The sequence below is a fragment of the Oceanotoga sp. genome, from assembly GCF_030445905.1.
GTDB classification, from domain to species: domain Bacteria; phylum Thermotogota; class Thermotogae; order Petrotogales; family Petrotogaceae; genus Oceanotoga; species Oceanotoga teriensis.
The window spans coordinates 15,486-29,709 of sequence record NZ_JASUSU010000012.1; the positions used below are offsets into that span (position 1 = coordinate 15,486).

General features: G+C 26.0%; 14 protein-coding genes. 9 read left to right on the top strand and 5 right to left on the bottom strand.

Features of this window, described 5'->3' with window-relative positions:
• Positions 1 to 17 precede the first annotated feature (17 nt).
• The 4 genes from PWP28_RS05055 (at position 18) to PWP28_RS05070 (ending at position 4,006) form a co-directional block, all read left to right on the top strand.
• Positions 18 to 560 (top strand): NUDIX domain-containing protein, encoded by a 543-nt coding sequence (locus PWP28_RS05055; protein WP_109604349.1) that lies wholly within the window; start codon positions 18 to 20, stop codon positions 558 to 560.
• A 1-nt stretch (position 561) separates the two neighbouring features.
• Positions 562 to 2,019, top strand: a complete 1,458-nt coding sequence (gene gltX, locus PWP28_RS05060; protein WP_109604348.1) for a glutamate--tRNA ligase — start codon at positions 562 to 564, stop codon at positions 2,017 to 2,019.
• Positions 2,019 to 3,413, top strand: coding sequence for a cysteine--tRNA ligase (gene cysS, locus PWP28_RS05065; protein WP_374045482.1), 1,395 nt, complete (start codon positions 2,019 to 2,021; stop codon positions 3,411 to 3,413). Before gltX ends, cysS begins: the two co-directional genes overlap by 1 nt.
• Before the next feature lie 125 nt (positions 3,414 to 3,538).
• On the top strand, positions 3,539 to 4,006 hold the full coding sequence (locus PWP28_RS05070) for a chemotaxis protein CheX (RefSeq protein ID WP_109604347.1): 468 nt from the start codon (positions 3,539 to 3,541) through the stop codon (positions 4,004 to 4,006).
• 59 nt (positions 4,007 to 4,065) lie between these two features.
• Here the strand turns inward: PWP28_RS05070 and PWP28_RS05075 are convergent, their stop codons facing one another.
• On the bottom strand, positions 4,066 to 6,093 hold the full coding sequence (locus PWP28_RS05075; RefSeq protein WP_109604346.1) for an alpha-amylase family glycosyl hydrolase: 2,028 nt from the start codon (positions 6,091 to 6,093) through the stop codon (positions 4,066 to 4,068).
• Positions 6,094 to 6,189: 96 nt separating this feature from the next.
• Positions 6,190 to 6,927, bottom strand: coding sequence for a hypothetical protein (locus PWP28_RS05080; protein ID WP_109604345.1), 738 nt, complete (start codon positions 6,925 to 6,927; stop codon positions 6,190 to 6,192).
• Between the two features lie 256 nt (positions 6,928 to 7,183).
• Between PWP28_RS05080 and PWP28_RS05085 the strand changes: the two genes are divergently transcribed.
• Both PWP28_RS05085 and PWP28_RS05090 read left to right on the top strand, forming a co-directional pair.
• Positions 7,184 to 7,531: an encapsulin-associated ferritin-like protein gene (locus PWP28_RS05085; protein ID WP_109604344.1), complete on the top strand. Its 348-nt coding sequence runs from the start codon at positions 7,184 to 7,186 to the stop codon at positions 7,529 to 7,531.
• A gap of 21 nt (positions 7,532 to 7,552) precedes the next feature.
• Entirely contained in the window at positions 7,553 to 8,338 is a 786-nt protein-coding gene (locus PWP28_RS05090) for a family 1 encapsulin nanocompartment shell protein (protein ID WP_305081467.1), read from the top strand.
• A gap of 28 nt (positions 8,339 to 8,366) precedes the next feature.
• Here PWP28_RS05090 and pgl read toward each other — a convergent pair whose 3' ends face one another.
• From pgl to gnd, 3 genes are read right to left on the bottom strand one after another with little or no spacing between them, the layout of a single operon-like run.
• Positions 8,367 to 9,053: a 6-phosphogluconolactonase gene (gene pgl / locus PWP28_RS05095; protein ID WP_305081466.1), complete on the bottom strand. Its 687-nt coding sequence runs from the start codon at positions 9,051 to 9,053 to the stop codon at positions 8,367 to 8,369.
• 4 nt (positions 9,054 to 9,057) lie between these two features.
• Positions 9,058 to 10,572, bottom strand: coding sequence for a glucose-6-phosphate dehydrogenase (zwf, locus tag PWP28_RS05100; RefSeq protein WP_305081465.1), 1,515 nt, complete (start codon positions 10,570 to 10,572; stop codon positions 9,058 to 9,060).
• Positions 10,556 to 11,545: a phosphogluconate dehydrogenase (NAD(+)-dependent, decarboxylating) gene (gnd, locus tag PWP28_RS05105; protein ID WP_109604341.1), complete on the bottom strand. Its 990-nt coding sequence runs from the start codon at positions 11,543 to 11,545 to the stop codon at positions 10,556 to 10,558. Before gnd ends, zwf begins: the two co-directional genes overlap by 17 nt.
• Before the next feature lie 189 nt (positions 11,546 to 11,734).
• On the opposite strand from gnd, the gene PWP28_RS05110 reads away from it, so the two are divergent.
• The 3 genes from PWP28_RS05110 to PWP28_RS05120 all read left to right on the top strand — a co-directional run bounded on the left by PWP28_RS05110 (position 11,735) and on the right by PWP28_RS05120 (position 14,212).
• Positions 11,735 to 12,331: a deoxynucleoside kinase gene (locus tag PWP28_RS05110; RefSeq protein WP_308644359.1), complete on the top strand. Its 597-nt coding sequence runs from the start codon at positions 11,735 to 11,737 to the stop codon at positions 12,329 to 12,331.
• Complete coding sequence (locus tag PWP28_RS05115) at positions 12,318 to 12,932, top strand: deoxynucleoside kinase (RefSeq protein WP_109604339.1); 615 nt, start codon at positions 12,318 to 12,320, stop codon at positions 12,930 to 12,932. The genes PWP28_RS05110 and PWP28_RS05115 overlap by 14 nt, the downstream gene beginning before the upstream one ends.
• An 86-nt stretch (positions 12,933 to 13,018) precedes the next feature.
• Positions 13,019 to 14,212 carry an FprA family A-type flavoprotein gene (locus PWP28_RS05120; protein WP_109604338.1) on the top strand — a complete coding sequence of 398 codons (1,194 nt, stop codon included), beginning with the start codon at positions 13,019 to 13,021 and terminating at the stop codon, positions 14,210 to 14,212.
• Positions 14,213 to 14,224: the final 12 nt, after the last annotated feature.

Consider the following 14,224-nt stretch of genomic DNA (forward strand, 5'->3'; position numbering starts at 1 on the left):
TGTGAGGAGTAATAATTATGAAACTTGAAGAAATCGAAATATCTGAAAAACAGATATTTAAAGGAAACCTTCTCGATGTTAGAAAATATGAAGTAGAACTTCCAAATGGTAGACAATCAACTCGTGAACTTGTTTTGCATCCTGGAGCAGTAGCTGTTTTTGCTTTTGAAGATATGAATAATAAAGTTATTTTGACGAAACAACATAGATTTCCTATTAGAGCAAATCTTCTTGAAATACCTGCAGGGAAGTTTGATTCTCCGGAAGAAGACCCTATAGAATGTGGTAAAAGAGAGCTCGAAGAAGAAACTGGATATATATCTGAAAATTGGACATATCTTGGATATATATATACTACACCTGGATTTTCTAATGAAATAATACATCTTTATTTAGCTAAAAATTTGAGAAAAACTCATCAACATACTGATGAAGATGAATTTATAGAAATAATAGAAATGAATTTAGATGAGTTTGAAGAATTAATAAAAAATGGTGAAATAAATGATGCAAAAACTATAGCTGCATATACAAGAGCTAAATTATTGGGAGGAATATGAAATGGAAGTTAGAACAAGATTTGCTCCTAGTCCTACTGGTTTTTTACATGTTGGAGGAGCAAGAACAGCTTTATTCAATTACTTATTTGCAAGAAAGCATAATGGAAAATTTATTTTGAGAATAGAGGATACAGATGTTGAGAGATCTACTAAAGAATCTGAGGATCAATTGATAGATGCTCTAACATGGTTAGGTTTAGATTGGGATGAAGGACCTAATGTTGGGGGTTCTTATGGCCCTTATAGACAAACGGAAAGAACAGAAATTTATCTTCAAAAAGCTAAAGAGCTTGTTGAACAAGGAAAAGCTTATGAATGTTATGTTTATCCAGAAGAAATGGAAAGTATAAGAGAAGAATTATTGTCTCAAGGAAAAGCTCCTCATTATAATTATGACATGCTTAAAGTATATAATACAGAAGAAAGAAAAAAGGAATATAAAGAAAAGGGATTAACACCTGTTATATTTTTTAAAATGCCAAGAAAAGATTATAAATTAAATGATTTAATAAAAGGTCCTGTAATATTCAAAGAAGGATCTGTTGGAGATTTTATACTGATTAGAAGTAATGGTTTTCCTACATATAATTATGCTGTTGTAATCGATGATATGATGATGAAAATAACTCATGTGATACGTGGAGATGATCATTTATCAAATACATTAAGACAAGTTGCCATATATGAAGCTTTTAACTCAGAATTACCAGAATTTGCTCATGTTTCTATGATATTGGGACCAGATGGAAAAAAATTATCTAAAAGACATGGTGCCACTTCTGCAGAAGAATTTAGAAATAGAGGATATTTACCAGAATCTGTTGTAAATTTTCTAGCATTATTGGGATGGTCACATCCAGAAGGAAAAGAATTATTAGATATAAATGAATTGATAGAAAATTTTGGACTTGAAAGAGTAAATTCGAGTGCAGCAGTATTTGATGATGTAAAATTAAAATGGATGAATGGAAACTATATAAGAAGTGCAAAACTCGATAGAATATATAAATTATCAATTCCTTTTATAGTTCAAAGTGGTATATTAACAGAAGAACAATGTGAAAACAATAAAAAATGGCTTCTTGAAGCAATAGAACTTGTTAGAACATCTTCAGAAGAATTAAATGATATTCCAAATGAATTAAAAATATTTATAGAAGACTTTAAAATAAATATGGAAGATGAAGAATTCATAGGGTATCTAAATGATGAAGGTGTTAAAGAAGCTATTAAACAAGCTTATAAACTATTTTTAAATGATGATGAATGGACATCAGATAGTGTGCTTGAAAATCTAAAAATAGCTATGAAAGAAAATAAACCTAAGAAAAAATCTTTTTATATGGCTCTAAGAAAAACTTTAACAAATGAATTCCATGGCCCAGATCTTGTGAAGTCCATACACTTAATAGGAAGAGCAAGAGCTTTAGAAAGATTCGAAAGGGTGATTGAATATTGATAAGAATTTATGATACTTTATCTTCAAGTTTAAAAGAATTAAAAACTATAGAAAAAAATCATGTTAAAATATATGTATGTGGACCAACTGTTTATAATATAATACATGTTGGAAATGCCAGACCTATGATTGTATTTGATTCTTTTAGAAGATTCTTAGAATTTTCAGGGTATAAAGTTACTATGGTTCAAAATTTTACAGATATAGATGATAAGATAATAAATAAATCAAATGAAGAAAATACTCCTTTTAAAGAAATTCCAGAAAGATTTATAAATGAATATTGGAAAGATTCAAATCTTTTAAATATAAGACCTGCAAATTTTCATCCAAAAACTACAGATTATGTAGATGAAATAGTAATATTTATAGAAGATCTTATTAAAAAAGGATATGCTTATAAATCAGAAAATAATGATGTATATTTTGATGTTAGAAAACTTGAAGATTATGGAAAACTTTCTCATAGAAATCCGGATGATATGCGTTCTGGAAGTAGAATAGAAATTTCTGAAAATAAAAGAGATCCTCTAGATTTTACTTTATGGAAGGCATCAAAAGAAAACGAACCAAGTTGGAGCAGTCCTTGGGGTGATGGAAGACCTGGATGGCATATAGAATGTTCTGTAATGTCAACTCAAATCTTAGGTAAAACTTTTGATATTCATGCAGGAGGAAATGATTTGATATTTCCCCATCATGAAAATGAAAGAGCACAATCTGTTGCAAGACATGGGTGTGAGTTTGCCAATTATTGGATGCATAATGGAATGTTAAAGCTTTCTGGAAGTAAAATGTCAAAATCTACTGGAAATATATGGCTTGTTAGAGATATAGTAAAACAATATGGTGCAGATACATTAAAAATATTTATGTTATCTAAACATTATAGATCGCCGCTTGATTTCAGTGAAGAAGGATTGATATCTCAAAAAAAATCAGTTGATAGACTCAATGAAACACTCAAAAAAACTGAAGATTTATTTGAAAATGATATACCATATTTAGCCTATACAGATTATATGAAAGAAAAAATAAATATTTTTAAAGAATATCTTTCAGATGATTTTAATACAACAAAGGCAATTGCTTTAATATTTGATATAAGTAAAGAATTAAATAAATCACTTGAGCAAAAAAATAAAAAAAATATACTTGAAAATTATCATCTTTTGAAGAATATATTTGGCCCAATATTTGGAATTTTTGAGGACAATTATATTGAAAAGCAGAATATGAGTTCTGATGAAGTTATAAACCTTCTCATAGACATAAGAAATAAAATGAGAAATCAAAAAAACTATGAAATGTCTGATTATATTAGAGATAAATTAAATGAAATAGGAATAGAAATAAAAGATAATATTGAAGGAACAACATATAAAATAAAATAATAAAAGGGAGAAATCCCTTTTATTTTTAAAAAAATTCAAAAATTAACATAAAATAAAATAAACGTTTAAATAAAATATTCAATTAATGTTATAATTTTATTATCAAGTATTTGGGAGGTATTAATATGATAGATGTAAAAATAATCAATTCAGTTTTAAGTTCTTTGACAGATACGTTTAAATCAGCTGCACAAACAGATATAAATTTACAAAGCCCTAAACTTGTTAAAACAATTGAAAAAACATATGAAATAGTTACAACAATAGGATTTAATGGAGTTTTAGAAGGGAATGTAATATATACTTTAACTTCTGAAACTTCATTAGAAATAGTAAATAGTATGATGGGTGGAATGATGAAATTAACCGAAGTTGATGATATGGCAATAAGTGCCATAGGTGAATTGGGAAATATGATATCTGGTGCAATAGCTGTATCACTTGAAAAAGTAGGATATTCAATAGACATAACTCCTCCTTCTGTTGTTGAAGGAAAAGAAATGAGAGTTAGTGTAGAAGGAAATATATTAAAGTTTGCTGGAACATTATTAGATGGAAAAGAAATAGAAATATTTTTAGTTGTAAAAAAATAAAAAATAAAAAAATATCCTGTGAATAATATTTTTAATTTATTTTCACAGGATATTTTTTATCATTTAATAGTAAATACTCTAGCCTCTCCAGGATTTATTGTTACTCTCAGTATTCCATCATTTATATCCCAAGAGCTTTCGCTTCTTCTATAATTTTCTATAGTCGTTTTTATGGAATGATTTCCTCTCCATGTATGATATCCAAGATTAATTTCAAAATAATAAGGATTATCAAAGTTTAAATTTATTGGTATTACTATTCCATCTTTTCCATCCCACCAAAACATCACGAATGATTTTTCTCCAAAATCTAAAAATCTATAATTCTCTTTTTTCAATAATAGATTTTTATGATTATTTTTTATATTCCCAAGATATTTTAAGAGTTTTATCATATGATGATCTGTATCCCAATGAAGAGCATACCAATCAAAAAAAGCAAGTTTCCCATAAAATTGATCATCCGGTTTTAAGTATTTAAATTTTTCTTCTAAAGGTTTTTCAAAATCAAGACCTGTGTTCATAGGTTGAGATTCGAATATCTCTGATCCAGAATTTATAAAAGTTATCCCATTTGGCATAAATGTATTTATTACAGCAGAAAGTTTTGAGAAATTTTCTCCATATTTTCTTGTTATTGCTCTTGGCGAATCTGGTGTTTCAGAGGTTGCAAATGCTGGTAAAGAAAGTTCAGGCATTATTTTAGAAACGAATTTTTTAGTCCATCCCTCATCTATACGAGGCTCTGACCACCAAGAATTGCCTAAAATTCCATCATAACCATTATTTTTAGCTCTGTTATGATTATCCATATTCAATTCTTCTGCTATTATAGCAAAAGCTGGATCATATTCTTTGGCTTTTTTTATTATCATATCTTCAAGCTCAGAAGGTAAAGCATGTCCCATATCAAGTCTTGCACCATCAATACCAAAATTTTTTTGATAAAATGGCATTATATCTGAAATTAATGTCCAAAGTTCTTGATTTTTTTCTTTACCTGGGAAATTACTCGATTTAACAACATCAAAAAGTACATATGGAGGTTGATTCTTAGGTAAATATTTTTCGGCTTCTTCAGGATGAGATAAATAGAGTCTTAAGAATGTTATATCATCCCAAGTGGGTTGAGTATCGTTTATCCAATCAGAAAAACCTGGTACAGTGATAATTTTGAATGATTTTATTAATTCATCAAAGAAATCAGGATTATCCTTATTTTTTTTCAAAAAAGTTTCCCATTTTTTAGGGTTTGTAGTTTTTGGATCAAATCTAAATTTAGATAGATGTTTTTTTACTTCATCATCATTATATAAAATTTCTAAATTTTCTTTTGTAGGTTGTTCAAATTTTAAATTTTTTATTTTTGGTGGTGCATAAGAATTTAATTCTTTTAAGTCTATCCAATAAAACCATTCTGGATGATCTAATATTAATTTATTATCTCTTGCAGCAGTTCTTGGAACAAAATCTAACATAACTCTTATTTCCATTATATGGCAGGCCTGTACAAAAGCTGCAAATTGTTGATTAGATGAAAATTCATCATCCAAAAGAGTATCTTTATAATCTTTTTCCACACTAAAATAATCTTTTACTGCATATGGTGATCCCACTTCACCTTTTTTAAATTTATTAGAGCTTTGGCTTATAGGTAGAAGATATATACAATCGATATTCATTTTTTTAAAATAAGGTATCATAGCGATCATTTTTAAATATGTACCAGATTCTGTATATCCGAGTTTATCTATAGGCATAAAAATAGTTTTTTGATCATGTATATATGCAGCTGTAGCTCTTATATGTGCCCCATACATAGTTGATAAATTTACCCATGAAGGATCTTTTTCTTCTTTTATAAAAGACAAAGGATTAGAATAATCTTTTTTTTCATCAGAGTTTTTTAAAATTTCATCAATAACGCTGGAAACGTATTCATAAGGGTTTAAGAAAAATTTTCTTCCATTTAATTTAACATCACCCGAATAATTTTCTGGCATCCAATTTTTTGGAACAGCATAATTTTTTTTACCTTTTTTTACTTTAGATTTAAGATATTCATTTATATCTTTTAAGTCTTTCATTTTTTAACCTCCTTTAATAAAAGGGTAAAAAGGGGTAAATCCCCTTTTTGTAAGAATTAAGTCAAATTTATTATATCATACAAATTGTCTAATTAATTAAACAACATCATCTATTTTATGAAGTATTTGTTTCAAGAGTTTTTTTAATTCGGAATTTTCTTTCGAAAGTCTTTCATTTTCTTTCAATAAAAATTCATAATCCACTTTTTTTAAAATATTTTCTGATTGTTCATTTAAAGATTTTTTTTCTTCTTTTGAATCATGACTTTTTTTGTATATTGATTTCAAAAGATCTATTATATATTCATCGAAAAGTTTATTATTTTCTTGTATGGCATGAAAAATAAACAAATTATATTCTGGGATTTCACTTTTATCAGAATTTAAGTTAGATTTTAAAATATAATCAATAAAATTTTCTTTTTCGAGGGTGTTCATTTTATTTAAAATGGTATTTATTTTGTCATTATAATTGATTATATATATTTCAAATATATCATTTAAAATCAAGTTTAAATTTTTATCTTTTGTATAATGAGAAGTATTTTTTATTTCATTTATAAGTTTAAGATATACATTTTGCATTATTTCAATTGAATTTGTATCATTATTTATTTTTAAAATATTATTTATTTTTTTTATAAAATTATCCCAATAAATATAATTTATTCCTATTGAATCTATATATAACATCATTAAATATGCATCATATTCATTCAATTCATAAATATCATTTATCTTGTGATAGTTTTTATCAAGAAATTTGTTTATTTTATCAAAAATCGACATAAAAAAAGATTTATTATTTTTAAAATAATAAGGTCTAAAATTCATAATAGTCCCCCTGTATAATTATATTAATATTTTTATAAATAGTATTACATTATTAATACTATAGAAAAATATATTTCATATATTATTATACAATATTTTTTTTGATTTTTTCTTAAAATTGTATAATATTAATTTTTAAAAGGGTGTTTTACTTTATGTTTAAAAATATATAAAGAAAAAATGTTATAATGGTACTTAGAACAAACTAATATTTTATTTAAAGGTAGGTGATAATCCGGATTTTCCGGAGGAAAATATGGGAGATTATCATGAATCATATGATGCTTTAGATCAAAGAACAAGAGATTTAACAAGAGCTTTGAATAGTTTAAAAGAAGAAATAGAGGCAGTTGATTGGTATAATCAAAGAGTTGCCCTCGCAGAAAATGAAGAATTAAAATCTATTATGGCTCATAATAGAGATGAAGAAATAGAACATGCTGTTATGACACTTGAATGGCTTAGAAGAAATATGGATGGTTGGGATGAAGAAATGAAAACATACCTTTTTAAAGAGGGAAATATAACAGATTTGGAAGAAGAAATTGAAAAAAGTGAAGATTCAAAAGATGAATCTTTAGGAATAAAAGACATGAATAAATAAAAAGAGGGGGAGTTTAAATTTATGAGTATATTTAAAAGAGATTTAGCTCCAATTTCAAAAGAAATTTGGTCAGAAATAGACGAAAGAGCTAAAGATGTTTTTAATTCGTATTTATCTGCCAGAAAAGTAGTTAACTTCATAGGTCCTTTTGGAATTGATTATAATGTTTTATCAGAAGGAAGAATTGCAGTTGAAGAAAGTAAAGAAGGAGTTAATTTCGGTATATATAAAGTAAAACCTTTAGTTGAACAAAGAATAGATTTTGAATTGAACAGATGGGAATTAGATAACATATTTAGAGGAGCTAAAGATATAGATTTTTCACCATTGGAAGATGCTGTTAAAAGAGCGGCTCTTTTTGAAGAAAATGCCATTTATAATTCTTTATCGCAAGCAAATATAAAAGGTATAATTCAAACATCTTCAAATAAAATTGAATTTGGTAACTCATCATCTGAAATTATGGAATCACTTGCAAAAGGAATTCTTGAATTGAGAAGTTCATATGTTAAATCTGATTTAGTTTTAATTGTTGGACCAGATAATTGGAAAAAAATAAATAAATTTTCTGATAATTATCCATTAAAAAAGAAAATAGAAGAATCTTTAGGAACAAAAATAATTTTGTCCCATGTTTTAGATGGAGCTATTTTAATGCCATTAAAATATGAAGACATAGAATTAATTGTTGGACAAGATTTTTCTATAGGATATCATAATTGTACAGAAGATAAGATAAAATTTTTTATTATGGAGTCTTTCACATTTAGAATCTTAGATCCAGATATAATAGTAAAATTTGAATGATATTTTTAATTTATAAAAGACGGATATTTTAATATCCGTCTTTTGCAATTAAATAATAAATATTTTGATTTTTTAATGATGTTGTAGGATATTTATTTTTTACTGTTTCAAAATTTTCTATTATTTGATTTAAAACTTTTTCCTTTTTTTTATAATTTGACATAAAAATAATTTTGTCAGCTTTTTCTATTAAATCAAAGTTGACAGAGATTCTTTTTAATGGAGGATTTCCATGTTCTTTTTCTGTGTATATGATAAATCCTTTTTTCTTTAACTCATCTGGAAATAAAGAAGCTGTGTGACCATCATTTCCTATACCTAAATATATTAAATTAAATTTATAATTTTTAGTTTTTGTTATAATTTTATTTTCATAATCTATTATAGATTTTTCTATTGGAATATCTGTTCTTATTTTAAATATGTTTGACTTTGGTATTGGAATATGTTTTAAAAAATTTTCATAAGTATTTTTATAATTGTTATTTGAAGAATTTTCAGAAATAAATCGTTCATCGCCAAAAAATATTAAAACATTTGCCCAGTTTATTTTATCTTTATATTCAGATATTATTATTTTATACATATTTACAGGAGTAGATCCTCCTGAAAGCATTACTTTAAAAGAATTACTATTTTTTAAATATTCTTCATAGAATAATTTTGCAGATCTATTAGCCATTTCATCTTCATTTTTAAACAAATAAATTTTCATAAAATCACCTCAATGGATACCATGTACCCTTTTTAAATAATCTACTACTCTCTTTAGGCCCCCATGTTCCTGCTTCATAAAAATTCAAAGTATTTTCTTTTTTCCATTTATTAATTATGGGTTCTAAAAGTTCCCAAGATATTTTCATAGCATCACTTCTTACAAATAAAGTTTGATCACCTATTAAAGCATCTAAAATTAATCTTTCATAAGCTTCTGGTGGATCAAAATCAAAATGATTCTTATATTTAAAATCCATATTTAAAGTGTTTAAACATAATTTAGAACCAGGTTGTTTTGCCTGTATATAAAGAGAAAATCCTTCATCTGGTTGTACATTTAAAATTAAAGAATTTTGTTCTAAATTTATAAAATCATGTGAAAAAATGGAATGTGGAACATCTTTAAATATTATTGCAATTTGACTTAATTTTTTTTTAAGTCTTTTGCCGGATCTAAGATAAAATGGAACTCCACTCCAACGCCAATTATCTATAAAAAATTTTCCAGCTACATATGTTTCAGTGCAAGAATTCTTGGCTACATTCTTTTCTTCTCTATACCCTGGAACTATTTCATCATCGATTTTGGAGGAAATATATTGTCCTCTGACAAGATTATCATCTATGTTTTTATTGTTAAAAGGTCTTATAGATTTTAAAAGTTTAACTTTTTCATTTCTAACGCTTACAGGTTCTAAGGATGCTGGAGGCTCCATTGCGACAAGAGTCAAAAGTTGAAGCATATGATTTTGAAACATATCTCTTAAAAGACCTGCATTTTCAAAGTATCCAGCTCTATGACCAATACCAAGGGATTCTGATACTGTTATTTGAATATTATCTATATATTTATAATTCCATATAGGTTCAAATATTATATTTGCAAATCTTAACATCATAATGTTTTGAACTGTTTCTTTTCCAAGATAATGGTCGATTCTATATATTTGCTGTTCTTCTAAATACTTATGAAGTTCATCATCTAAAGAGTTAGAAGAATTTAAATCACTACCAAAAGGTTTTTCAATTATAACTCTTTTGAAATTATTTTTTTGATCATTTAAACCAACTTCACCTAATTTTTTTATTATTATTGAGTGTATATCTGGTGGAGTTGCAAAATAAAATAAATTATTTCCATTTGTTTTGTATTTATCATCCAAATATTTAATCTTATCATTTAGTATTTTATAAAGATTAATATCATTATATTGTCCATTTTGATAATATATTATTTTTAAAAATCTATTTATTATTTTTTCATCTTTGCAAAGATTTGAAATAATATTTTTTGTTTTATCTCTAAAATTTTGATCATTCATTTGAGTTCTTGCAACACCTAAAACATAAAAATTTTCTGATAAAAGATTTCTTTTAAAAAGTTTAAATATTGCCGGAATTAACTTTCTTGAAGTTAAATCACCTGAAGCACCAAATATTATTATTGATGATTTATCAGCTTTTATTTCTTCACAACTATTACTTTGGCTTATTATTTTTTTATTTATTTTTTCCATAGAAATCCCTCTTATCTGGATTAGCTGATTCAACTTTACCGGCACCGGTAGAAGTTTTTTTGATATTCCTATCTTTTTTATAAAGTGCATGACCACCAAATTGATTTCTCAAAGCAGCTACTACTTTATCAGAAAAAACATCTTTTTGTCTTGATTGAAAACGTTTAAATAAAGAAGCTGATATTATTGGAACAGAAACACCATTATCTATTGCTTCATTTACAGTCCAACGAGCTTCTCCAGAATCTTCAACATAACCTTGAATATCTTTGAGAGAAGAATCATCTTTAAAAGCTATTTCAAGCAATTCTAATAACCAAGATCTTATAACACTTCCATTATTCCACATTTTTGATATATCTGAAAGATTTAAATTTTCACCATATTTTGAAGCTTTTAAAAGTTCAAAACCTTCTGCATAAGCTTCCATCAATCCATATTCTATACCATTGTGTATCATTTTGACATAATGACCCGCTCCTGTAGAACCACAATACATATACCCATTATTTGGAGCTAAAGACTTTATTATAGGTTCTATATATTCAAATATTTTTTCATCTCCCCCAACCATTGTACAGTAGCCTTCTTTCAATCCCCATACTCCTCCAGAAACACCTGCATCTATATAATTAATACCTTTATTTTTTAAAGTGTTAAATCTTTTAATATCATCTTTATAATTAGTATTAGCTCCATCTATTATTATGTCTTCTTCATCCAATATTTCTGAAAGTATTTCAATGTTTTTTTCAGTTATATCTCCAGCTGGAAGCATTGACCAAACTACTCTTGGTGTAGATAAAACATTTTTAATTGTTTTTAAATCATAAATAACTTTTGCTCCGTATTCCTTTAGAGTTTCAGATTTTTCTGAAGTTCTATTGTATACAAAAACTTCATGGCCGTCTTCTAGTAATCTAATTGCCATATTATATCCCATTCTACCAAGTCCTATTATAGATAATTTCAAATTTATCTCCTCCATTTAATTAATTTTTTAATAATAAATACATTTAAATTTTAACATATTATTTTGTATTTTCAGATAATAAAAAATAAAAATACTATTACGGGGTATTATAAATATTTGTTGTATGTTTATTGACAAAAAAATGTATTATGGTACAATATATTGAGAAAATACTTAGGAGTGATTCTTATGAATAAAATAAGAATAAATATAGAAGGAAATATAGGTAGTGGAAAAACAACATTAGCAAATGCTCTATTTAAAAAATTTAAAGCAGATGAATTGATATTAGAAGAGTTTGAAAATAATCCTTATTTACCTTTATTATATAGAAATGAAGATGTTGGATTTCAAACTGAAATGTTTTTTCTTGTATCCAGATATAAACAATATAATTCCATGTCAGAAAGTTCTTTAATTATAAGTGATTATGATATGATTAAAAATAAAATTTTTTCAAATATCACTATAAAAAATGAAATAGAAAAATTAAAATTTTATAAAATATATGATATTCTCACAGAAAATCTTGAAAAATCAGATTTAATAATATATATAGACACTTCTGTTGAAACAGTTGTTAAAAGAATAAAAAGCAGAAAAAGAGAGTTTGAAAATAAAATAGATATTGAATATTTAAAAAAAGTCGATGAAGCTTATAAAAAAACTTTTAAAAAAATTAAAAACTGTATAATTTTGGATGGAGATAAATTTGATGTTTTTAATAATGAAGATTTTGAAAGACTTATAAAAATAATAGAGGTGAAAATAGATGAAAAAAAATAAAATGATCGTCTTTGCTGGAAATGTAGGTGCAGGAAAATCTACATTTACAAATATAATTTCCAATAAAATAGAATTTAAACCATATTATGAATCTGTTGTGGATAATCCATTTCTTGAAGATTTTTATTATAATCAAAAAAGATGGTCATATCATTTACAAACATATTTTTTATTTCATAGATTTAAAAGTATAAAAGATATAATAGATAAAGAAGTTAATGCTGTACTCGATAGATCTATTTATGAAGACTCTGAAATATTTGCAAAAAATCTCTATATGAACAATAAAATGAGTAAACCCGAATATGATTCATATAAGCAAATATTTGATACTATGTTGCAATATTTAAAGAAACCAGATCTACTAATTTACATAAAAACAGATGTAAAAACAATTTTAAAACGTATAAATAAACGTGGTAGACAAATGGAGATTCAGACACCAATTGAATATTGGGAACAATTAAATGATTTATATAATAATTGGATAAATGATTATGATCAATCACCTATTTATATAGTTGATGGAAATGAATTTGATATAATTGAAAAACCTAAACTTGTTAATGATATTGTTGAAAATATAAAAACATTAATTTAAGTTTTGAATTTATTTAATTAAAAGGGAACAATTTTTATGGTATAATTAAATACGACTCAAACAATCGACTAAAGGGGGTATTATTTGTGAATGGATTCATAAATATAACTGAAGATATTTTTTATGTTGGTGTTAATGATAGAGAAACGGCTATATTTGAAAATTTATGGCCTTTGGATAAAGGAGTTTCATATAATTCTTATATTATAAGAGACAAAAAAAATGTTTTAGTGGATACTGTAAAAATAAACAAATTCAGTGTTTTCATTGAAAAAATTAGAAATCTTTTAAATGGTGAAGATATAGATTATCTTGTAATAAATCATATGGAACCAGATCATTCAGGATCTATACAGGAAATACTTGAAGAATTTCCTAATATGAAAATAATTGGAAATAAAAAAACATTTGAATTTTTGAATGATTTATATGGTATACAAAAGAATTTATATGAAGTAAAAGATGGAGATGAAATAGATCTCGGAGAACATAAATTAAAATTTTATATGACACCAATGGTTCACTGGCCAGAAACTATGATGACATATGAAACAAAGAGTAAGATTTTGTTCACAGGAGATGCTTTTGGAGGATTTGGAAGTCTTGATGGTGGAATATTTGATGATGAGGTTAATTTGGATTTTTTTGAAGATGAAATAAGAAGATACTATTCAAATATAGTTGGTAAATATTCTCCTATGGTGCAAAGAGCTTTAAAAAAGTTGTCAGATGTCGATATAAAAATAATAGCGGCAACACATGGGCCAGTTTGGAGAAAACATCCTGAAAGAATAATAGAAAAATATGATAGATGGAGTAAATATGAATCAGAAGAAGGCGTTGTTATAATATATGGTTCCATGTATGGTAATACTGAAAAAATGGCAGATCATTTGGCAAGAAAAATAGCTGAACAAGGTATAAAAAATATAAAAGTAATAAATGCTTCTAAAACTCATCTTTCACATATTATAAATGAAATATGGAGATTTAAAGGTGTAATGCTTGGAAGTTGTACTTATAATACAGGATTATTTCCACCAATGGAAGAGATAGTACAATGGATATCTCATACAGGTTTAAAAAATCGTGTATTAGGAATATTTGGAACATATGGTTGGAGTGGAGGTGGAGTTTCCACTATAGAAAAATATGCTGAAAACTTTAAATGGCCTATAGTAAATGAATCTGTGGAAGCTAAATTATCTGCGAAGGAAGATGATTTAAAGAAACTCGATGAACTCGCCAAAGCTATGGCAGATGCTGTAAAAAATAATTAAAAGGGGTTAATT

Coding starts and splice junctions, on each gene's coding strand:
- PWP28_RS05055 (WP_109604349.1), top strand. CDS start 18: ATGAAACTTGAAGAAATCGAAATATCTGAAAAACAGATATTTAAAGGA.
- gltX (WP_109604348.1), top strand. CDS start 562: ATGGAAGTTAGAACAAGATTTGCTCCTAGTCCTACTGGTTTTTTACAT.
- PWP28_RS05070 (WP_109604347.1), top strand. CDS start 3,539: ATGATAGATGTAAAAATAATCAATTCAGTTTTAAGTTCTTTGACAGAT.
- PWP28_RS05075 (WP_109604346.1), bottom strand. CDS start 6,093: ATGAAAGACTTAAAAGATATAAATGAATATCTTAAATCTAAAGTAAAA.
- PWP28_RS05080 (WP_109604345.1), bottom strand. CDS start 6,927: ATGAATTTTAGACCTTATTATTTTAAAAATAATAAATCTTTTTTTATG.
- PWP28_RS05085 (WP_109604344.1), top strand. CDS start 7,184: ATGGGAGATTATCATGAATCATATGATGCTTTAGATCAAAGAACAAGA.
- PWP28_RS05090 (WP_305081467.1), top strand. CDS start 7,553: ATGAGTATATTTAAAAGAGATTTAGCTCCAATTTCAAAAGAAATTTGG.
- pgl (WP_305081466.1), bottom strand. CDS start 9,053: ATGAAAATTTATTTGTTTAAAAATGAAGATGAAATGGCTAATAGATCT.
- zwf (WP_305081465.1), bottom strand. CDS start 10,572: ATGGAAAAAATAAATAAAAAAATAATAAGCCAAAGTAATAGTTGTGAA.
- PWP28_RS05110 (WP_308644359.1), top strand. CDS start 11,735: ATGAATAAAATAAGAATAAATATAGAAGGAAATATAGGTAGTGGAAAA.
- PWP28_RS05115 (WP_109604339.1), top strand. CDS start 12,318: ATGAAAAAAAATAAAATGATCGTCTTTGCTGGAAATGTAGGTGCAGGA.